Raw genomic sequence first — 21,281 nt, forward strand, 5'->3', positions numbered from 1 at the left:
TTTTGCTGTAAAAAAATGACCACATCTCACTAATCACTTCCATTGAACCTTTACGCTTAATATTACGTTAGCAGATTCAAAAAAGATTGTCGGCAAAAACTATCGGGCTATGAGTCAGAACCTATGCTAACCATAAACACAGAGCCATAAAAAATAGCAGGCTATAGACTTACAACAGGCCAGAGCCGTGTAAAAGGTTAGCAGAACAAAAAAAGCCTGCACAAAAATGCAGGCTTTTAACGGGTCAGACCCGGAAAGAGTAATGGGCAGGAGACCTACTCTTCCTCTTTATCCAGACCAAATGCTGTGTGCAGAGCACGTACAGCCAACTCCATGAACTTTTCATCAATGACCACCGAGATTTTAATCTCGGAGGTGGATACCATACGGATGTTGATACCCTCATCAGAAAGAACCTGGAACATTCTGGAGGCAACACCTGCATGGGAGCGCATACCTACACCCACCAGAGACACTTTTGCGATGGCGTTGTCACCGGAGATCTCGCCTGACCCCAGCTCAGCGACCACACCTTCAAGTACGGCACGGGCTTTTTTATAGTCGCCCCGGCTGACAGTGAAGGTAAAGTCCGTAGTTTTACCATCGGGAGCCACGTTCTGTACGATCATATCCACTTCGATATTGGCGGCACCGATCGGGCCCAGAATCTTAGAGGCAACACCGGGCAGATCCGGTGCATTCAGAACAGTCAGTTTGGCTTCATTCGCCGTGAAGGCGATACCTGAGATTAATGGATCTTCCATCGCGTCAGCTTCCTCAGCAACAATCAGAGTACCCGGGCCTTGGTCATCAAAACTGGACAAAACCCGTAGGGGAACATTGTATTTACCGGCAAATTCAACAGAACGGATCTGCAGAACCTTAGAACCGAGACTGGCCAGCTCCAGCATCTCTTCCACGGTAATGGTTTCCAGACGCTTCGCTTTGGAGCAAACCCGTGGGTCTGTGGTGTAAACACCATCCACATCAGTAAAGATCTGGCACTCATCGGCTTTTAAGGCTGCGGCCAGTGCGACACCCGTGGTGTCAGAGCCTCCGCGTCCCAGGGTGGTAATATTGCCGTTTTCGTCAGCCCCCTGAAAACCGGCCACCACCACCACACGACCTTCATTCAGATCATTGCGGATTTTCTGATCATCGATCTGTTTGATCCGGGCCTTAGTATGGGAGCTATCTGTGGTAATACTGACCTGGGGGCCAGTGTAAGATACCGCCGGGCAACCCAATGTATTCAGGGTCATCGACAGCAGAGCGATGGTCACCTGCTCTCCGGTGGATACCAGCATATCCATTTCACGGGGAGTCGGTTCTTCATTAATTTCATGAGCCAGTGCGATCAAGCGATTGGTTTCACCACTCATTGCAGAGACCACGACAACAACATCATGACCCTCTGCACGGTAACCTTTCACTTTTTCAGCTACGGCTTTGATACGCTCGATGGAACCAACCGAGGTGCCACCAAATTTTTGAACGTAAAGAGCCATTATCAGCATTCCGTTAGGGTTTGTTTTTACCCGGAAAAAAACCGGGCTTGCTTCGTTTTTTAGTCTTTCCTGACCGGTATAAAATCCGGCACACAGCAAAGCGCCCTTCGGACCGAAGGGCGCGTTTATGAACTTAAAGCTATATTAGGCCAGCTTGGATTCCACCCAGGCCTGTACTGATTGCAGTGCTGCAGGCAGAGCCGCAGGATCACTACCACCCGCCTGAGCCATATCCGGACGTCCACCACCTTTACCACCCACCTGGGTGGCAACATGGTTGACCAGTTCGCCAGCTTTAATCTGTCCGGTCAGGTCTTTGCTGACACCGGCGATCAGGGATACTTTGTCCCCCTTCACGGCTGCCAGAACCAGAGCACAACGGCCCAGTTTATTCTTCAGCTGATCCATCAGGTCACGCAGAGATTTTCCGTCGGCACCTTCAACATGCATCGCCAGTAGTTTCACATCGCCGATTTCAATCGCCTGACCCGCCAGGTCAGAACCTGCGGCACTGGCCAGCTTGGCTTTCAGCTGCTCCAGCTCTTTTTCCAGCTGTTTGCTGCGATCCATCGATGCGGTCAGCCGCTCAACCAGCTGTTCCGGTTTGGTTTTCAGCTGAGCTGAAGCCTGTGACAGCTGCGCTTCACGCGCCTGGGTATAGGTCAGTGCTTCAGCACCTGCCACCGCTTCAACACGGCGCACACCGGATGCGATACCCGCTTCAGAGGTGATACGGATAAAGCCGATATCACCCGTGCGTTTGGCGTGGATACCACCACACAGCTCAATGGAGAAGCTCTCGTTTTCATCAGAGCCGGAGCCCATGGTCAGCACGCGCACTTCACCGGCGTATTTCTCACCGAACAGCGCCATTGCGCCTTTCTCTTTCGCCGCTTCCAGCTCCATCAGTTCGGTCTGAACCGGGGTGTTAGCGCGAATCTGAGCATTGACAATCGCTTCCGCCTGAGCGATCTGCGCATCGGTCATGGCTTCAAAGTGGCTGAAATCGAAACGGAATCGCTGACTATCAACCAGGGAGCCTTTCTGCTGAACATGCTCGCCCAGCACCTGTCGCAGGGCGGCGTGCAGTAGGTGGGTTGCCGAGTGGTTACGGGCTGTACGGTCACGCAGGTCTGCTTCAACCTGAGCGTTAACGGTATCGCCTTTCGCCAAAGAGCCTTCAACCAACACACCGTGGTGTACATGGGCATTAGAGGCTTTCTGCGTATCCCGTACATCAAAACGACTAGCGCCTGCCGTCTTAGCCCCTGAAATCAAAGTACCGCAATCCCCTACCTGGCCACCGGACTCTGCATAGAAAGGTGTCTGATCCAGTACGATCACACCTTCTTCACCTGCGTTCAGGCGCTCTACTTCCTGTCCATCGCGGAACAGAGCGATGATTTTACCTTCACCCTGAGTCGCGTCATAACCGGTAAACACCGTGTCCTGATCCACTTTGATCAGGCTGTTGTAATCCAGACCAAAACTGCTGCCGGCACGGGCACGCTCCCGCTGGGCTTCCATAGCGGCTTCAAAACCGTCTTCGTCAACCTCAAGATCACGCTCACGGGCGATATCTGCGGTCAGATCCATCGGGAAACCGTAGGTGTCATAAAGTTTGAACACCACCTCACCGGGAATCACCTTACCCTTCAGCTCTGCCAGATCCTGCTCCAGGATACGCAGCCCCTGCTCCAGGGTTTTAGCAAACTGTTCTTCCTCAGATTTCAGCAGACGAACGATAGTGTCACGCTGGGTCTTCAGTTCCGGGAAGGCTTCGCCCATCTCCGCAACCAGAGCATCAACCACCTTGTGGAAGAAGAGACCTTTGGCACCCAGCTTGTTGCCGTGACGGCAGGCGCGACGAATAATACGACGCAGTACATAACCACGGCCTTCGTTAGAAGGGATCACTCCATCGGCAATCAGGAAGCTGCATGAGCGAATGTGATCAGCAATAACTTTCAGCGACGGGTTATCATCGTTTGCACAGCCCACTGCGTCCGCAACCGCTTTCAACAGGCTCTGAAAGAGATCAATCTCATAGTTTGCATGCACATGCTGCATCACCGCACTGATACGCTCCAGACCCATACCGGTATCAACAGACGGTGCTGGCAGAGGATGCATCTCGCCATCTGCAGTACGGTTGAACTGCATGAAAACCACGTTCCAGATCTCGATAAAGCGGTCGCCGTCTTCTTCCGGCGTACCCGGCAGGCCACCTTCGACATCTTCACCATGATCATAGAAAATCTCGGTACAAGGACCGCATGGGCCGGTATCACCCATCGCCCAGAAGTTATCTGAAGCGTAGGGAGCACCCTTGTTATCACCGATGCGGATCATATGCGCTTCAGGTACGCCGACTTCTTTCGTCCAGATGTCATAGGCTTCATCATCGGACTCATAAACAGTGACATACAGTTTTTCTTTCGGGATGCCCATGTATTGCCCGGAGGTCAGAAACTCCCAAGCGTAGTTAATTGCATCCTGTTTAAAGTAGTCACCAAAGCTGAAATTACCCAGCATTTCGAAGAAAGTGTGGTGACGGGCGGTATAACCCACGTTTTCAAGGTCATTATGCTTACCACCAGCACGGACACACTTCTGGGAAGTGGTGGCACGGGTATAAGGTCGCTTTTCCAGACCGAGGAAACAATCTTTAAACTGATTCATACCTGCGTTAGTAAATAGCAGGGTTGGATCATCGGCGGGCACCAGTGAACTACTGGATTCAATCTGATGGCCTTTTGACTTAAAGAAGTTCAAAAAAGCCTGGCGAATTTCTGCGCTTTTCATACAACTGGGTCCGTTGGCTAATACATGGTCTAAGGGCCCTGCTTCCTGACAAGGAGGCGGGCAAGGGGAGAAATGATCCACCGACTAAATGATAAGTGTGGCTTTTTATCCCAAATAAAAGACCAACATTATAAGACCTAACCACAGGAAAGGTAGTATTACTTTTGTACTGTCCGGGAATTTGCGGCGTAGAAAGCCCTAAAGCAAATCCTCAATACAGGTCATCATGATCCGGAAAACCCTGTTCATCAAATCGTGCCTGCGCCCAACGGATATTGTCACCGGAAAACCCTCGCTGGTAGAGGTGCCGCTGCTGTTTCTGTCGCATTTTAAAATCCTGGTTTGGCTGGCGGAACTTTTTCTCCAGCTGAGCCAATGCCCGTTCATTCCAGGCTTTATCTTTCGGATCCAGGTACTCCTCAATCAGCAGGCTATCCAACTGATACTGCTGCAGGTACTGACGGATATACTGCGGACCATAACCTCTTTCAGCGCGAGCCCGTACCAGCATCTCAATATAGCGTTCATCACTCTGGTAGCCCATCTCCTGCAAGCGCTGAATAACAGAGTCCAACCATTGCGCAGCCTGCTCATTTTCTTTATCCAGCTTAGTTCTGAGCTTCTGACGCAGCTCTTTCTCGGCATGGTCCCGACGTGCAAGATACTCCATCGCCATCTGAAAAAGTTCAGATTCTGTTTCTGCACATTTTTTTGCCATCTATCTTTTCTCTGGTAAGCGACACCCTTCATTTCAAAGCCAGATAACCACTTTCTCAGTGGATCAGCCCGATATGGCATCGGCCGGCAAAAAGCCAAAAGGGCGCACCGTCACCGGTACACCCTTTTGATTATTACAGCGCTATGATACCTGCACCGAAATACTCCGCATTAAAACACAGGTTTAGTTACCATCATTCAACGGAGCTGCTTTGCCAGGTTTAGCTGCCTTATCAGCTTTGACCTCAGTTTCCGACTCAGCTTTCTGCTCAGCCTTGCCCGGAGCCGGAGTCAATAATAACTCACGCAGCTTACTGTCAAGTTCAGCCATTTTTTCAGGGTTATCCAGCAGGTACTGAGCCGCATTTGCTTTACCCTGACCAATCTTGCTTCCGTTGTAGCTGTACCAGGCACCGGCTTTATCCACCAGCTTGTGCTGTACACCCAGATCGATCACTTCACCGGCGTGGTAAATACCTTTACCGTACATAATCTGGAATTCGGCCTGCTTAAATGGAGGAGATACCTTGTTCTTCACCACTTTGACGCGGGTCTCGTTGCCCACGATTTCATCGCCCTGTTTTACAGAACCCGTACGGCGGATATCAAGACGAACAGAGGCGTAAAATTTCAGGGCATTACCACCTGTGGTGGTCTCAGGGTTGCCAAACATAACGCCGATTTTCATACGAATCTGGTTAATAAAGATCACCAGACAGTTGGCATTTTTGATATTACCGGTGATTTTACGCAGCGCCTGAGACATCAAACGCGCCTGCAGCCCCATATGGGAGTCTCCCATCTCACCTTCAATCTCAGCGCGGGGTGTCAGAGCTGCAACGGAGTCAACAATCACCACATCTACGGCATTAGAGCGTACCAGCATGTCAGTGATTTCCAGTGCTTGCTCACCGGTATCCGGCTGGGAAACCAGCATATCGTCCAGATTCACACCCAGCTTCTCAGCATAGATGGGGTCCAGTGCATGTTCCGCATCAACAAAGGCACAGGTTTTACCCATTTTTTGTGCCTCAGCAATCACCTGAAGTGTCAGTGTGGTTTTACCGGAAGATTCAGGGCCATAGATCTCAACAATACGGCCAAAAGGCAGACCACCAATACCTAACGCAACGTCCAACCCCAGAGACCCGGTTGATACCGCGGGGATAGCTTCACGAGGCTGTTCGCCCATACGCATTACAGCACCTTTACCAAACTGACGTTCAATTTGGCCTAGTGCGGCGGACAGAGCTTTCTGGCGATTTTCTTGATCAGACATGACACACCTTTTGATTAAGATCCTTAAACTGCGAAACACTGTATATGAAAACAGTATAGGTGTACAGTATTCACAGAACCTATCAGGAGCCCTTTTTAAAAATGCTTTCGAATCAAAAAGATACCGATATATTAGGGCTCAATTAGTTTTATTAACCCGAGCTTTTGACCCGTCTGGATACTGGATAAGTCTCTGAAGCCAAAGAAATCAGGTAACTTCGAATTATAACCGTCTGGCAGACCGATGAAACTTTATATTGCGGAAAAACCCAGTTTAGGCCGAGCTATCGCCGCTGTATTACCAAAACCTCACAAAAAGCATGATGGTTATATAGAGGCCGCCAATGGCGACTGCGTCAGTTGGTGTATCGGTCACCTGTTAGAACAGGCCGATCCTGAAAGCTATGACCCGGCCCTGAAAAAGTGGCAGCTCAGTACACTCCCCATTATTCCCGATGAGTGGCAGCTCAAGCCCAAACCTAAAACCCGAAAGCAACTTAGCGTATTGCGCCAGCTGGTAAAGAAAGCCAGTCAACTGGTGAACGCCGGTGATCCGGATCGAGAAGGCCAGCTGCTGGTGGACGAGGTGATCAGCTATCTCAAGCCCCCGGCCAATAAAATCAAAAATGCCCAGCGGATACTGATCAATGACCTAACCCCGGCAGCTGTCAAAAAAGCGTTAGCTAACCCGAGGGCTAACCGTGATTTTATTCCTCTGGCCACCTCTGCCCTTGCCCGCAGTCGGGCTGACTGGCTGTATGGTATCAACCTGACCCGGGCGTTCACCTTAAAGGGGCAGCAAGCTGGCTATAAAGGGGTACTTTCTGTCGGCCGGGTACAGACTCCGGTGCTGGGTCTGGTGGTTCGTCGGGATGAAGAGATCGCCAATTTCTGTCCCAAAGACTTCTATGACGTACTGGCTCATCTCCAGCCTGTTGAAGGCGATCCTGTCAGTTTTACCGCCAAGTGGGTGCCAAGCGATGCTTGCCAGCCCCATCAGGATGAAGAGGGCCGGGTGATCAATCGTAAGCTGGCGGAGCATGTAGTCCAGAGCATCAGTCAGCAACCCGCCTATGTCATCCGACGGGAAGAGAAACAGAAAAAGGAAGCCCCGCCACTGCCTTTTAATCTGTCTCAGCTACAGATCACCGCCAACAAGGCCTTCGGACTTTCAGCTCAACAGGTGCTGGATACCTGTCAGGGCTTATACGAGAAGCATAATCTGATCACCTACCCGCGCTCTGACAGCCGCTACCTGCCCACAGAACAGTGGGGCGACCGACATCAGGTATTAACTGCAATAGGCCGGAATCTGGGAAACGGACACCCAGCAGCTTTTGTCGCAAAGGCCAACCCAGAACTGAAAAGCAAAGCCTGGAACAACGGCAAAGTGGATGCCCATCATGCCATTATTCCCACCGGAAAAGTTTCTGATATCAGTCGATTATCAAACACGGAACAGAAAATCTATCGCTTAATAGCCCAATATTATCTGGCGCAGTTTTTTCCGGCATATCGCTATCTGACGCAAACGGCAGAGTTTGAGATCAAGGGAGGACGGTTTATTGCCAAAGCCCGCCAGAATCAGGATCTTGGTTGGAAGCCGCTTTTGAAGCAGGAACCCGAGGAGCAGTATCTCCCCTCTTTCAGGCAGGGCGATACCCTCTGGTGCAGCGGTGGGGAGCTGCTGGTCAAGGAAACGCAACCACCAAAGCACTTTACCGATGCCACGTTACTGGCCGCAATGACCGGCATCAGCCGCTTTGTCAACGATGCCGGGGTGCGTAAAATTCTGAAGGAAACCGACGGACTGGGTACAGAGGCAACCCGGGCAGGCATTATTGAGCTACTGATAAAACGCGGCTTTATCCGTCGTCAGAGCAAGCTTGTTTTATCCACAGACTCAGGCAAAGTCCTGATTCGCAATCTTCCCCAATCCACTACTCTGCCGGATAGAACGGCTCAGTGGGAAAGCCAGCTCGACGCCATCAGCCAGAAAGCTAAACGCTACAATGATTTTATGCAGCCGATGCTTGAGGATCTGAAAGCGCTGGTCGATCAGGCAAAGGCGACTCAGATGAGCGGAGTTTCAGGCTTAAAAAGCCAGACTGCATTTAAAAAGCCTACGGCCAAAAGGCGGCGTAAAAAGTAGCTTCCCTGATGCGGTGAACCCTGTACGTGTCATCATCGGTGCATGACGCCCCTCGTTCCTCGGGGCTTATGCACCCTACGGGCCGGATAGGTCACACAATCCATCGATAAAGATATGAGGGTTATGGCTGTTCATCCAGAAAGGTCAATAGCCGCTGCAAAGCGGTATCTATGGTCTGCTCCCGAACAGCATCACGATCACCATCAAACAAAAAGCACTCGGCCTCTATATCAGAGGCACTGCCCCAGGCGATCCAGACGGTACCAACCGGTTTATCAGGACTCCCGCCACCGGGGCCTGCGACACCGCTGACAGCCACAGCATATGAGGCTTCACTGTTGCTGATAGCCCCTGATACCATCTGCCCGACAACAACCTTGCTGACAGCGCCGTGCTCTGCAATGGCCTCTGCCGCTACACCTAACATCCGGCTTTTAGCCTGATTAGAGTACGTCACAAAGCCAGCATCAAACCAAGCAGAGCTGCCCGCCACTGAGGTCAGAGCCTGAGCAATCCCGCCACCGGTGCAGGATTCAGCCGTAGCCATCATAGTCTGACCGTCACACAACCGGTTAGCCAGTTGCTCTATTATGTCGTAGCGGGAGTCTAAAGCAGCCATCTGTTTACCTCTGTCCTGAAAATACCCTGCTCTGAAAGGGCCAACTGATATCAGGCGATTTTGTAGCCACTAATCAGTTTATCAACATCGAGAACCTGTTGATCCAGTTGATCCGCCATCTGACGTGATCTTTGAGCCCCTTCAACCAGATTTTGCCCTGATTCCATTATGGCATGTAAATTTTCATTAATGGCATTCGAGGTTGAAGATTGCTCCTCTGTTGCGGATGCAATTTGCTGATTCAGCTCATTCACCTGGGCGATAGCACTTTCAATATGCTCAATAGCCGCACCGGCACTCTGAATCGAAGTCAGCGTCTCCTCAGATCTCTGATGCCCCTGTTCAATGGAGCGGAGCACTGCTTCAGAGATACGGCCCAGTTCATCCGCTGTATTTCTAATTTCCAGCGTAAATTCCTGAGTTCTCTGGGAAAGTGTCCGCACCTCATCCGCAACCACAGCAAAGCCACGCCCATGTTCACCGGCCCGCGCAGATTCAATGGCAGCATTTAGTGCCAGCAGGTTGGTCTGCTCTGAAATATCACTGATTGAGCCGGTAATATCAGAGATAGAGCCTACTTTACTCACAAGCTCATTTACCTGAGTAATAGCCGCTTCCAGAGCCTGATTGGTCATCTCTGTCATTTCAATTGAATGATACATGCTGCCTGTCCCTTCCCTCGCAGCTTCTACTGCCTGATTAGCAGAGTCAGAGGCCTGTTGGGCATTTTCAGCCACCTGCTCAACACTCACAGTCATCTCCTGGGTTGAGGTTGCGGCGGAGCTTAGCTCTCTATCCTGCTCCTGGGAGACTCTGTTTGTATATTCACTTACGGTAACAAGCTCACCAACACTTTGCTTCAGATGACCAGATAACCCCCTAACCTGCCCAACCAGACCGGTAAACTGATCGATCAGATAGTTGAAAGACTCACCCGCTGCGTTTCCGGCCTCAATCCGCTCAGATAGGTCTTTTTCGCTACGGAATCGATCCACCAGTTCAATAACTCTTGCTGCCTGGTCTCTTTGAGCGCCCATCTGAAGGGCAAAATAAGTCAGGATACCGGCCTCAAAAACAACAAATGAAGCATGCAAAAAAGCGATTCCCCAACTGCAGCCGTAGTTAAAAATCATGATATCCATATCACCCAGCTGAACACCGGAAAGCTGCAGAGCAGTCAGCAGTAAGTGATGAACCGCAATGACCACAGCTGCAGTCAGAACCGGTAACCAGTCCCGGTAGACAATCAATAGTGCCAGCGCAGAGAAGATATGGAAGTGCATCTCAATACGACCCATTTGCGCCTGAATCATAATGGCTGAAAACAGCATCAGACAAGCGGCAAACAGTACGGAACAAACCCGGGTACCCTTAAACAGGGTGTAGCCGACAAAAGCCAAACCACCAACCATAAGGGCAGCCACCAGTGCAAAAACAGTCGTACCATAATCGTAGGGCACCAATAGCCCTACAACCGGAATATGAAGCAGTAAAATAGTCAGCATCTGCCGGTCATATGAGAGCACCTGTTGTTGTGCCTGACTGGCTGAGCTTATTGCACGGTTTTCCTCAGCAGCATTCCTGCCTGCAAAGCCATGCCCGACCGTTACACCATTTCCGTTCATATCTCTCCTTCCACCTGTCATTTTATGCCCTGTCTTCGAACTCTTTAATCAAACGTTTCAGATCCTGCTCTACCCGGTTAAGGTCGAGAGCAGCCGAGGTATAAACCAGCTCCAAGCGCTGATCCTGGCTAACGATATAGATAAAGCCACTATGATCTATTTCGTAGCCTTGCTGATCCGGTCTGACAGAGACTGTATCAGCCATAATTCTTGCCAAGTCCTGTGCCTTCTCCTGTGAAGCAGGTCGTATCGCCTGAAAGCCTTGCCCTAGGGCAGACATCGCACGTTGCAGTTTTTCAGGGGTATCCCTGTCAGGATCAATAGTAATAAAAAGAAAACGTATTGGCTGATCGGCTAAACGGTCGTGCAGCGTTTTAAGGTTTAATAATTGCTGCGGACAAACAGTTCCGCACTGTAAGTAACCAAAGAATAAAATATTAAGAGGATTATCCTCGCTATGGGGTAGTTTCAGATCTTTAATATCGAGATTGCGCTTTAGCCCATAATAATCAGAAGAATTCAGTAGAGCAGGTAAAAAGGGCAGAGCAAAAAGCAGTGCAGCCATTGAAAGCGATAGTAACAACCCACCTAGTTTCTGTTTAGTAGAGTACGCCAATGCCATGATTATCCACTTAAAACCTATTGATAATAGCAAGCCGGAGCAACGATACGTCAGCTCAGGTTTCGGCAGCTATAAATTGGCGGCAAATATACATGATTCAGATCAATAAAGCAGTGCCTAATACTGTTAGACATTGATGTTTTTTGTTAAGCATTGTTATACAACAATATAACCCCCTGAACTATAAGTTCATTATTTTTATTCCTGATACACCCAGCATACTAATAGCTCCGTTAACAAGTAAAACCGCTTCGATTTACGTCACAGGTTTATTTGAATTTATTGGGAAATAAAGTTTACTTTTAAGCGAAACGGTCTGATTAAAACCAGAAGCAAGCCGCTTCCATTAACTTGACCCGGTTTTTAACAACATCTTTAACAAACCTCTCTTTATTATCATCCTAAACATAGACCTCTGCATAAGCACCCAACACGCTCATCCACAGATGAGCAAAGGCTTTGATCAACCCATTGTTATAAAATACAGCCTCCGTAGCCACTTTATGAGAATCAAATCGTCTATGGTGCCGATAGGCCCGGGTGATAGCGGGTTGCATTTTGTAAAAACAGCAGGTTGTGCGTTGCAAAATAATGCCAGCAACCACTATATCCCGTTAAAATAGCCGCTATATTTTCGGCAGGGCCGTTAATCATAGATTCATGGAAGGTAACCACAAGGTATGTATTTACTGTTGATTGAGGACGATATTCCCCTGGGCAATGTTATGCTGCGCCTGCTCAAAACTTATTACCGGGTTGATTGGGTGCGTTCAATGGGTGCAGCAATCGCTCATATTTCAGCCCATGACTACGACCTGATTCTGCTGGATCTGGGGCTACCGGATGGCAACGGCGTGGACTTGCTCAAACAGATTCGGCAAAAATATCAAACATCCGTGTTGATTGTTTCTGCCAGGGATACCTTGGATGATCGTGTGCAGGGATTAGATACAGGTGCCGATGATTATATTGTAAAACCCTTTGCTCCAGAGGAGCTACTGGCAAGAATAAGAGCCCTGTTAAGGCGACAGGCGGGGCAGGCAACAGACCGGATCTACTCTGGTGATTTGTGCTTTTCACCTGCGGAGAATACCTTTTACCTTCAGGATCAGCCGATATCACTCCCCAGAAAAGAGCACGAACTGCTGAGCGTATTGATACATGCCGGAGGCAAACCGGTCAGCCGGGAACGTCTGATACAACAACTGTACAGTAGCGGCAATGAAGCTGAATCCAATACAATTGATGTCTATATTCACGCTCTGAGAAAAATACTGGGCAAAAAACGCATTGAAACGCTTCGTGGCCGTGGCTTCCGTATTGTTGAGAACTAAATGAAACAACAGCTGAAACTAAAACAACTGGCCTGGGCATTGGGCATAAGCATTGCCCTGACCGCCTTAATCACACCTGTTATCACCTGGCTAGCCGTTGATGACGAACTGTCAGAGCTGCTCTATGAAGATATTCAGCAGCAAACCCAACTTCTCTACCGGCTGATCGACCGGGGCCATATTGCCGCCGATGAACTGGAGGTTTTCCTTAATGAATCTTTTATTGATGACCATGAAGATACTTTCCTGATCTCAGTAGAACATCTGAAAGAACACTGGTATGCCAGTAATTTTAATCTGGAGCGGCACTACGGCAGCACCGAGTCCGGCGTTATTCAGATGCAGCATATGAATCACTTCTGGAAAGGGTATCAGCTAAGACAGGGAGACCTTCTGATCAAACTGATGCGCCGTGATGATATGGCTAACGATATCAAAGGGGACGTTACAGAAGATGTTTTACTGCCGATTATGCTCGGCAACCTGATCAGTATTTTCCTGTTACTGGTGCTGCTGAATCTGGTGACCGCGCCACTGAACCGTCTCGTGCATCTGATCCGGCAGCGCCATGCAGAAGACCTCAGTGAACTACCACAAATCAGCCGCCTGACAGAGCTTCAGGCCATCACCTCCAGCCTGAACCGGCTGATCACAGGTATCAAAGAAACGCTGCAGCGTGAGAAACGCTTTACCAGCGACGTTGCCCATGAACTCAGAACGCCTCTGACCACACTCAAGTTAGAACTATCCATGCCGGATACGGATCACAAATCCGTTCGGAAGGAAGTTGACCGCCTGATTCATGTGGTTGATCAGCTGCTGATACTTGCCAGAATTGAGGCCGGACAATGGCAACAGCATTGCAGCCGTTTTAATATCCGAACAGCCCTTCAGGATGTCTGCCAACGCTCAGAATCACGATTGCAGCAGGCCGGTATCCGGTTTGATTACGCACTGTCGGACTTTGACATTGAAGGCGATCCGACACTTATCTCACTATTGGTTGAAAACCTGCTTAACAATGCGGCACGCCACGCCGAAACTGCAGATCATGTCTCTCTGAAGATGCAGGTAACAGCATCCCGGCTGAGGCTGATTATTGAAGATAACGGTCGCGGTATACCGGCTCCAAAACGCCAGGCGATGCTGGAACCCTTTGCCCGGCTTGACCAAAGGACGGAGGGGCTTGGCCTGGGATTAGCCATCAGCCAGCAAATTGCCAGACTCCACGGCAGCCAACTCGCTCTGGAAGATGCAGAGCCAGGCCTGAGGGTTTGCCTGACGTTTGACCACTTAATGCAAAGTTAATATTCCCACCGGCATACTGAACCTGTTGGTCATTCCCAAGGAGTTCAGTATGCGATCTACCAATTTCATTCTTTTCCCGGCTTTAACCATCTCTCTGGCAACGCTTTCTCTGACAGCACATGCAACCCATGCTGTACCGGACCATTGTCCAATCCTTTCTCTCGCTCAGGCCCAGCAAGCTCATGACGACAGTCAGGTCTGCGTTAAGGGCCGTATTATCAAGCGGCTTTCAGATGAAGACTATCTGCTTAAAGACAATAGCGGCACGCTAACCGTCGAAATCAGCAACCACCTATGGCGCGGTCTGCAACTCACGTCGGAACAAACCATTCTGCTCTGGGGTGAGATTGATCAGGACCCGGGGCATACCAGCCTGGAAGTGGATGCTCTGGAAAAAATCATCGCAGACTGAGATCTCTTTTACCGGGCTTTCTTAGCAGACCAACTAAAACATCAGACACATATGGAGTTAACCCATGAAAAAATATCTGCCTCTGGCACTGCTGGCTATTTCACCGCTCTCTCAGGCTGACGCTTATCTGCAACTGGGCTTAGGCACCGCTGAAATGGATCATGATGAAGCGGTTGTATTTTCCGATAACACTCGTCTGAAGCCCGACAGCAATGACAGCTCGCAACAGATCACCCTGGGCTATCGCTTTGAAAGCTTCGGGATTGAGATCAGTCATCGGAATATGGAGGGAAAAGAAGACCATGAGTTCTCAACACTCACAGCTATCCCATCTCTTCCTGGTGGTGTAACAGGGGGTACACCAAATGAATATGAAGAGGATAAAGATGCTACGTTTGATGCCAGCCAGGTGGCTATTAAAGGCGTCTACTATTGGGACCTGGATCGCCAATGGTTACTGAAAAGCGGGCTCGGCCTGACCTATACCGACTACGAGATGCGAGCCTCCTATGTGCGCTCATGGGAGGAAGACAAGCCCGGAGAGGATTGGGAATACGATCAGGTTGTCAGTCAAAGCAAAGAAACCGATACCGCATGGGGTGGCATCGCCAGTATCGGTGTTCACTACACACCACTGCCGGATAGTGTGCCAGGGCTGAACCTGGGCGTTGAAGCATCTGTTGCCACGGATAAATACAACACCGCCAGCGCTCTGTACGGTACTCTGGGTTGGACATTCTGATTTAAAAGAAGGGGCTGGTGACAGCCCCTTAACTTTTAACGCCACCTTGTTCACCGCGCAATATAGAAATCCAACCCTCAACGACTCCTACTCTTCTCTCCGTGATATCTCATTGACATACTCTGCTGGACATTAAAACGCCTCAGCGACGGGTATATTGGATAAATTCTCTGGTATTTCACCTGTAACCCTCTGACACATTTCAGTAAAATGGCCGATTCGAATTCAGCCTCCTTTCGCCCCTGATTGGTCATCAAACCGCTGCCTCAAAAGCAGCCTGAACAGATAGGAAATGCCGTGTCCAGCGAAAAGCATACGCCCATGATGCAACAGTATTTCAGCATCAAAAAAGATCACCCGAACGAGCTTGTTTTTTATCGCATGGGGGATTTTTACGAGCTGTTCTTTGATGATGCAAAAAAGGCAGCCAGCCTGCTGGATATTACACTGACGGCCAGGGGGAAAACCGGCGGGCAGCCGATCCCAATGGCAGGTATTCCGTTTCATGCTGCGGAGAACTATCTGTTTCATGCTGCGGAGAACTATCTGGCACGCCTGGTGCGGGGCGGTCTGTCAGTGGCGATTGCTGAACAGGTCGGTGATCCGGCAACGAGCAAAGGCCCCGTCGAACGCAAGGTAGTTCGCATACTGACCCCGGGCACAGTGAGTGATGAGGCACTACTGGACGAGCGTAAAGATAACCTGCTGGTTGCCCTGACCCGTCGCGGGGAGATATTTGGCCTATCGGCGCTGGATGTGACCAGTGGCCGTTTTACCGTACAGGAACTGAGTGATGATGCGGCGTTGCTGGCCGAGATTCAGCGTCTGGACCCTGCAGAGTTACTGCTGGATGAAGGTGAAGCATTTGAGTCTCAGATCAGTCAGCGTAAAGGTGCCCGTCTGGTTCCACCCTGGCAGTTTGATACCGAAAGCGCTACCACTCAGCTTTGCCGTCAGTTTGAAACCCGTGATCTGGCCGGTTTTGGCTGTCAGCATCTGGACGTGGCAATTGGTGCCGCAGGTGCTTTGTTAGACTACGTGAAAGATACGCAGCGCAGCGGTCTGCCTCATGTGCGTACCCTGCAGGAGGAGTCCCGGGATGAGTGCATTCAGATCGATGCCGCCAGCCGCCGCAATCTGGAGATCGACACCAACCTGGGGGGGGCACCGAGAACACACTGGCCTCGGTACTGGATAACACGGCAACCGCTATGGGCAGCCGTCAGCTGCGCCGCTGGCTAAACCGTCCGATTCGCTGTCACGATCAGCTGCACTTGCGTCAATCCTGTGTGCAGGCGATTCAGGACAGTTTCCAATGGCAGGGTATTTACGACCACCTGAAAGCGATCGGCGATATTGAGCGCATTCTGGCCCGTGTTGCATTACGCAGCGCCCGTCCCAGAGATCTGGCCCGTCTTCGCGATGCTCTGCAGGAACTTCCAGAGCTAACAGCACTGCTAAGCAATATTGAAGAATCCGCTCTCGATCACCTGCGTGAGACCATCATTGACTTCCCGGTTGAAGCAGATCTACTTTCTCGGGCGATTATTGATAATCCGCCGGTGGTCATTCGTGATGGCGGTGTGATTGCTGAAGGTTTTGATGCCGAACTTGATGAATTACGCCAACTGAGCGAACACGCCGGGGATTTTCTGATCCGCTTGGAAGAGCAGGAGAAAGCCACCACAGGTCTGTCGACGCTGAAAGTGGGTTACAACCGGGTGCACGGCTATTACATTGAGATCAGTCGCGCGCAGTCCGATCAGGCTCCGGCACACTATATCCGCCGTCAGACTCTGAAAAATGCCGAGCGTTTTATCACGCCGGAACTGAAAGAGTTTGAAGACAAGGTTCTGAGCAGCAAATCCCGCGCTCTGACCCGGGAAAAAGCGCTGTACGAACAGGTGATCGAACAACTGAATGAAAACCTGATGGGACTACAGAATCTGGCAGTTTCCCTATCTGAACTGGATGCACTGAATAACTTTGCCGAACGGGCGGAAACCCTGAACTTCTCACGTCCAACACTAACGCGTGATAACGGTATTCTGATTGAAGGTGGCCGCCATCCAGTGGTTGAACAAGTATCGGATCAGCCCTTTGTGCCCAATGACCTTACCTTTAGCAATGATAACCGTATGGCAGTGATTACCGGCCCGAACATGGGGGGTAAATCTACCTATATGCGGCAAATTGCCCTTATTGTACTGCTGGCACACACCGGGTGCTATGTGCCAGCGGAAGGTGCAAAAATCGGCCCTATTGATCGTATTTTTACCCGTATTGGCTCCTCGGATGACCTGGCCAGCGGCCGCTCGACTTTTATGGTAGAGATGACAGAAACCGCCAACATCCTTAATAACGCAACACCGTGTTCTTTGGTGCTGATGGACGAGATTGGCCGGGGTACCAGCACCTTTGATGGCCTGTCGCTGGCCTGGGCCTGTGCTGCACACCTGGCACAGAAACTACGGGCTTATACTCTGTTTGCCACCCACTATTTTGAGCTGACCGCCCTGCCGGAGCAGTTTGACGGTGTTATGAACCTGCATTTGAACGCCACGGAGCATAATGACAACATCATCTTTATGCACAAGGTTCAGGAAGGGCCAGCCAGCCAAAGCTATGGACTGCAAGTGGCTAAACTGGCAGGTATTCCCCATGACGTTGTTGGACAGGCCCGGGAAAAACTGGTGCAGCTGGAGCAGCAGGAAAATCAGAACGGTGACCAGGTACGAACCATTTACACGCCAGTGCAGAATGATCTGTTTTCTGTGGCAGAGCCTGCTCCGGCTCTGGAAAAACTGGAAAGCATCAGCCCGGATGACCTGACACCACGACAGGCTCTTGAACTACTCTATGAGTTGAAAGCGTTGACCCGATAAAGGATACCAGCATGGCATTTGTCGTAACTGATAACTGTATTCAGTGTAAATACACCGACTGCGTAGAGGTCTGCCCTGTAGACTGCTTCTATGAAGGGCCAAATTTTCTTGTGATTCACCCGGATGAGTGTATCGACTGTGCGTTATGTGAACCGGAATGCCCGGCAAACGCGATCTATTCAGAGGATGAACTGCCGGACAGTATGCAGCATTTTTTTGAACTGAATGAGATGTTGGCAGAACACTGGCCAAATCTTGCTGAACGCAAAGACCCGTTACCGGATGCTGAAAAGTGGGACGGTGTTGAAAACAAACTGGATAAGCTGGAAGGGCTGCCGGAAGATTTATAATGGGCTGGAAGGTTTATAGTGGGTTGGAAGATTTATAGTGGGCTGAGGCTGGTATGAGTTTTCCATCAGAAAAAGAGAAGGGCGGCCCCGCCGCCCTATGTCCCTTTGCCATCCAATCCATGACAGCGCCATCGTCCTGATAGCAGACTTATCCTAAGTCTTCCCTGTGGCCTCCATGAACGTATGCATCCTGCATCCCTGTTCGCCACGCGTTTCCATTCCTTTTCCCTTAATCCCTGTACCGGTCTCCATTCCGGCTTGCTGCCACTCCCTGACTGCAGGTTCATATTAACAAATATCCGTCATTTAATAACACAATTTTTATGTGGTTAATTCTGCCTCAGCCACCCCATAAAAATATAACCATTTGATTTTAAACGATTAAAATTAATGTCTTATCGATTAAGAGCTTTATACCCTGCTCCGTGGCGCTGATATCTTAGTGTTTTGTAGGAAATATCTTACAAGCTGAGAAGAGATCCGCCCAAGAGCCAAGGGGAGTTAAAATAAAAAAGCCAGCACCCAAGGGCGCCGACCTTCTTTAATCTCCGGCAATCACAGCCGTACAACCTTAAGAAAGAGGTTATTCCGCATCGTTTACATCGAGCCGGTCAACCTTTTGGAAACCACGGGGTAGCTTATTCCCCCGTCGTCCACGTTCACCGAGGTAATGCTCAAGATCGGAGGGCTTCAGCTTAAGGTGGCGCTTTCCTGCAAAAATGGTTAAGGGTTCTTCGGCCTGCATCACGATCAGATCACGAACAAACTCTTCCCGACCCGATGATTTGGCCGATGGAATATCGATCATTTTATTCCCCTTACCTTTACTCAGCACCGGAAGCTGATCCAGGCGAAAGACAAGAAGACGTCCTTCAGTCGTCACCACGGCAACTCGGCTTTCAGTACCTTCCGGGATCAGCTTAGGTGGCAGAACCTCACACCCTTTCGGCACGGTCAGCAGTGCTTTCCCCGCCTTCTTGCTGGCCAGCATATCCGAAGACGCCACAACAAAGCCGTACCCTGCATCACTAGCCATCAGAAAGTGACGTTTATCTTCTGCTATCACCAGCCCCTGGAAAGTTGCACCGGATGGCGGGTTGATACGCCCGGTCAATGGCTCACCCTGGCCTCTGGCTGAGGGTAGCGTGTGCACCGGCAAGGAATAACTTCGGCCACTGCTATCAACAAAAACGGCTTGCTGGTTAGACTTACCCTTACAGGCCAGGTGAAAACTATCACCGGATTTATAGCTCAGGCCTTCCGGATCAATATCATGTCCTTTAGCAGCTCGTACCCATCCTTGTTTTGACAAAACAATAGTCACAGGATCAGCACTTACCAGAGCCGTTTCATCCAGCGCTTTAGCTTCTTCACGACACACCAATGGTGAACGGCGGAGATCACCAAACCTATCGGCATCTGTGGTTAATTCGTCCTCGATGAGCTGATTCAGAGCACTATCGGACCCCAGCAGATGCTCCAGCCCTTCCCGTTCATTCTGCAGCTCATCCTGCTCGCCACGTATCTTTATCTCTTCCAGTTTCGCCAGCTGGCGTAGACGCAACTCAAGAATCGCTTCTGCCTGGCGTTCACTGAGAGCAAAGCGGCCGATCAGCTCCTGTTTTGGCTGATCTTCTGTACGGATAATATCAATCACTTCATCAATATTCAGATAAGCGATTAGAAGCCCTTCCAGCAAATGAAGGCGGTCATTCACTTTTTCTAACCGGTGCTCAAGCCTGCGTTTAACCGTTGCCCGCCGGAAGTTAATCCACTCTCCCAGAATCTGTAATAAACCCTTAACCTGTGGCCGCCCATCAATACCGATCATATTCAGGTTAACGCGGTAACTTTTTTCCAGGTCTGTAGTGGCAAAAAGATGGGCCATCATCGAGTCTGTATCGATCCGGTTTGAGCGAGGAACAATAACCAGGCGCGTCGGGTTTTCATGATCCGACTCATCGCGCAAATCAACAACCATCGGCAATTTCTTAGCCTGCATTTGTGCCGCAATTTGTTCCAGGACTTTGGCCCCGGAAACCTGGTGCGGTAAAGCAGTTACAACGACATCACCGTCTTCAATCTGGTAAACCGCTCTCATTTTCAGGCTACCCTTACCTGACTCATACAGCTTACGAATATCAGCTTCAGGCGTAATAATCTCAGCATCGGTAGGGTAGTCCGGTGCCTTAACAAAGCGCATCAGGTCTGATATCCCTGAGGCTGGATTGTTCAGTAAGTGTACTGTCGCCTGAACCACCTCATTTAAATTATGGGGTGGGATATCGGTTGCCATCCCTACTGCAATACCGGTAGAGCCATTTAAAAGCACATGGGGAACCCGGCTCGGTAATACCGCAGGCTCATTTAAGGTACCATCGAAGTTAGGCAGCCAGTCAGCTGTACCGTGGCCCAGTTCAGATAGCAACAACTCAGAGAACTTAGCCAGTTTAGCTTCGGTATAACGCATGGCAGCAAAAGACTTAGGGTCATCCGGTGAACCCCAGTTGCCCTGCCCATCCACCAGAGGATACCGGTAAGAAAAAGGCTGAGCCATCAGTACCATTGCCTCGTAGCAGGCGCTGTCACCGTGGGGATGGAATTTACCCAGGACATCACCGACTGTACGTGCAGACTTTTTATGTTTGGCACTGGCTTTGAGACCCAGTTCAGACATCGCATAGATTATCCGGCGCTGAACAGGTTTAAGCCCATCACCAAGATGAGGAAGTGCACGATCAAGAATGACGTACATAGAGTAATCAAGGTAAGCTTTCTCGGTGTACTGTTTGAGCGAAATCTGCTCAACACCATCGAAGCTGGGGTCTGCTGGGTTAATTGGTGCACTCATCCGATTTGGTAATCCACTGATTGTTCACACGGAAAATTTTAGCCAAGTCTATCTAACATCTGGTTATTTTTAC

At 50.1% G+C, this 21,281-nt stretch carries 14 protein-coding genes and 1 pseudogene; 7 read left to right on the forward strand and 8 right to left on the reverse strand.

The window, feature by feature from the left end; translation table 11 throughout:
- Positions 1-275 precede the first annotated feature (275 nt).
- The 4 genes from BTA35_RS08230 to recA form a co-directional block, all read right to left on the reverse strand.
- Positions 276-1,508 carry an aspartate kinase gene (locus tag BTA35_RS08230; RefSeq protein ID WP_078319759.1) on the reverse strand — a complete coding sequence of 411 codons (1,233 nt, stop codon included), beginning with the start codon at positions 1,506-1,508 and terminating at the stop codon, positions 276-278.
- Positions 1,509-1,652: 144 nt separating this feature from the next.
- Complete coding sequence (gene alaS / locus BTA35_RS08235; protein ID WP_078319347.1) at positions 1,653-4,313, reverse strand: alanine--tRNA ligase; 2,661 nt, start codon at positions 4,311-4,313, stop codon at positions 1,653-1,655.
- A 211-nt stretch (positions 4,314-4,524) separates the two neighbouring features.
- Positions 4,525-5,031: a regulatory protein RecX gene (locus BTA35_RS08240; RefSeq protein ID WP_078319348.1), complete on the reverse strand. Its 507-nt coding sequence runs from the start codon at positions 5,029-5,031 to the stop codon at positions 4,525-4,527.
- A 183-nt stretch (positions 5,032-5,214) separates the two neighbouring features.
- Complete coding sequence (gene recA / locus BTA35_RS08245; RefSeq protein ID WP_078319349.1) at positions 5,215-6,309, reverse strand: recombinase RecA; 1,095 nt, start codon at positions 6,307-6,309, stop codon at positions 5,215-5,217.
- A gap of 243 nt (positions 6,310-6,552) precedes the next feature.
- Here recA and BTA35_RS08250 point away from each other — a divergent pair, with 243 nt between their 5' ends.
- Positions 6,553-8,460: a DNA topoisomerase III gene (locus tag BTA35_RS08250; RefSeq protein WP_078319350.1), complete on the forward strand. Its 1,908-nt coding sequence runs from the start codon at positions 6,553-6,555 to the stop codon at positions 8,458-8,460.
- Positions 8,461-8,581: 121 nt separating this feature from the next.
- Here BTA35_RS08250 and BTA35_RS08255 read toward each other — a convergent pair whose 3' ends face one another.
- Genes BTA35_RS08255 through BTA35_RS08265 form a run of 3 tightly spaced genes read right to left on the reverse strand, consistent with a single transcriptional unit; the run spans position 8,582 to position 11,326 of the window.
- A complete protein-coding gene (locus tag BTA35_RS08255; protein WP_078319351.1) occupies positions 8,582-9,079 on the reverse strand; it encodes a CinA family protein in 498 nt (165 codons plus the stop codon).
- A gap of 50 nt (positions 9,080-9,129) precedes the next feature.
- Positions 9,130-10,704: a methyl-accepting chemotaxis protein gene (locus tag BTA35_RS08260; RefSeq protein WP_078319760.1), complete on the reverse strand. Its 1,575-nt coding sequence runs from the start codon at positions 10,702-10,704 to the stop codon at positions 9,130-9,132.
- A 22-nt stretch (positions 10,705-10,726) separates the two neighbouring features.
- Positions 10,727-11,326 (reverse strand): SCO family protein, encoded by a 600-nt coding sequence (locus BTA35_RS08265; RefSeq protein WP_078319352.1) that lies wholly within the window; start codon positions 11,324-11,326, stop codon positions 10,727-10,729.
- 680 nt (positions 11,327-12,006) lie between these two features.
- On the opposite strand from BTA35_RS08265, the gene BTA35_RS08275 reads away from it, so the two are divergent.
- The 6 genes and pseudogenes from BTA35_RS08275 to fdxA all read left to right on the forward strand — a co-directional run bounded on the left by BTA35_RS08275 (position 12,007) and on the right by fdxA (position 18,357).
- Positions 12,007-12,660, forward strand: a complete 654-nt coding sequence (locus BTA35_RS08275) for a response regulator (RefSeq protein WP_078319354.1) — start codon at positions 12,007-12,009, stop codon at positions 12,658-12,660.
- Positions 12,661-13,968, forward strand: coding sequence for an ATP-binding protein (locus BTA35_RS08280; protein ID WP_078319355.1), 1,308 nt, complete (start codon positions 12,661-12,663; stop codon positions 13,966-13,968). It begins immediately after the preceding gene.
- Positions 13,969-14,017: 49 nt separating this feature from the next.
- Complete coding sequence (locus BTA35_RS08285) at positions 14,018-14,380, forward strand: YgiW/YdeI family stress tolerance OB fold protein (RefSeq protein WP_078319356.1); 363 nt, start codon at positions 14,018-14,020, stop codon at positions 14,378-14,380.
- A gap of 64 nt (positions 14,381-14,444) precedes the next feature.
- A complete protein-coding gene (locus BTA35_RS08290; protein WP_078319357.1) occupies positions 14,445-15,122 on the forward strand; it encodes an AcfA family outer membrane beta-barrel protein in 678 nt (225 codons plus the stop codon).
- A 321-nt stretch (positions 15,123-15,443) separates the two neighbouring features.
- A pseudogene (mutS, locus tag BTA35_RS08295) lies at positions 15,444-18,007 on the forward strand (DNA mismatch repair protein MutS).
- A gap of 11 nt (positions 18,008-18,018) precedes the next feature.
- A complete protein-coding gene (fdxA, locus tag BTA35_RS08300; protein WP_078319358.1) occupies positions 18,019-18,357 on the forward strand; it encodes a ferredoxin FdxA in 339 nt (112 codons plus the stop codon).
- 583 nt (positions 18,358-18,940) lie between these two features.
- Here fdxA and parC read toward each other — a convergent pair.
- Positions 18,941-21,208 (reverse strand): DNA topoisomerase IV subunit A, encoded by a 2,268-nt coding sequence (gene parC, locus BTA35_RS08305; RefSeq protein ID WP_078319359.1) that lies wholly within the window; start codon positions 21,206-21,208, stop codon positions 18,941-18,943.
- Positions 21,209-21,281: the final 73 nt, after the last annotated feature.

The sequence above is a fragment of the Oceanospirillum linum genome, assembly GCF_001995095.2.
Taxonomy (GTDB): Bacteria; Pseudomonadota; Gammaproteobacteria; order Pseudomonadales; family Halomonadaceae; genus Oceanospirillum; species Oceanospirillum linum.

Excerpts from the sequence above, each read along its gene's own strand:
- BTA35_RS08230 (WP_078319759.1), bottom strand. The coding sequence starts at position 1,508 with ATGGCTCTTTACGTTCAAAAATTTGGTGGCACCTCGGTTGGTTCCATC.
- alaS (WP_078319347.1), bottom strand. The coding sequence starts at position 4,313 with ATGAAAAGCGCAGAAATTCGCCAGGCTTTTTTGAACTTCTTTAAGTCA.
- BTA35_RS08240 (WP_078319348.1), bottom strand. The coding sequence starts at position 5,031 with ATGGCAAAAAAATGTGCAGAAACAGAATCTGAACTTTTTCAGATGGCG.
- recA (WP_078319349.1), bottom strand. The coding sequence starts at position 6,309 with ATGTCTGATCAAGAAAATCGCCAGAAAGCTCTGTCCGCCGCACTAGGC.
- BTA35_RS08250 (WP_078319350.1), top strand. The coding sequence starts at position 6,553 with ATGAAACTTTATATTGCGGAAAAACCCAGTTTAGGCCGAGCTATCGCC.
- BTA35_RS08255 (WP_078319351.1), bottom strand. The coding sequence starts at position 9,079 with ATGGCTGCTTTAGACTCCCGCTACGACATAATAGAGCAACTGGCTAAC.
- BTA35_RS08260 (WP_078319760.1), bottom strand. The coding sequence starts at position 10,704 with ATGAACGGAAATGGTGTAACGGTCGGGCATGGCTTTGCAGGCAGGAAT.
- BTA35_RS08265 (WP_078319352.1), bottom strand. The coding sequence starts at position 11,326 with ATGGCATTGGCGTACTCTACTAAACAGAAACTAGGTGGGTTGTTACTA.
- BTA35_RS08275 (WP_078319354.1), top strand. The coding sequence starts at position 12,007 with ATGTATTTACTGTTGATTGAGGACGATATTCCCCTGGGCAATGTTATG.
- BTA35_RS08280 (WP_078319355.1), top strand. The coding sequence starts at position 12,661 with ATGAAACAACAGCTGAAACTAAAACAACTGGCCTGGGCATTGGGCATA.
- BTA35_RS08285 (WP_078319356.1), top strand. The coding sequence starts at position 14,018 with ATGCGATCTACCAATTTCATTCTTTTCCCGGCTTTAACCATCTCTCTG.
- BTA35_RS08290 (WP_078319357.1), top strand. The coding sequence starts at position 14,445 with ATGAAAAAATATCTGCCTCTGGCACTGCTGGCTATTTCACCGCTCTCT.
- fdxA (WP_078319358.1), top strand. The coding sequence starts at position 18,019 with ATGGCATTTGTCGTAACTGATAACTGTATTCAGTGTAAATACACCGAC.
- parC (WP_078319359.1), bottom strand. The coding sequence starts at position 21,208 with ATGAGTGCACCAATTAACCCAGCAGACCCCAGCTTCGATGGTGTTGAG.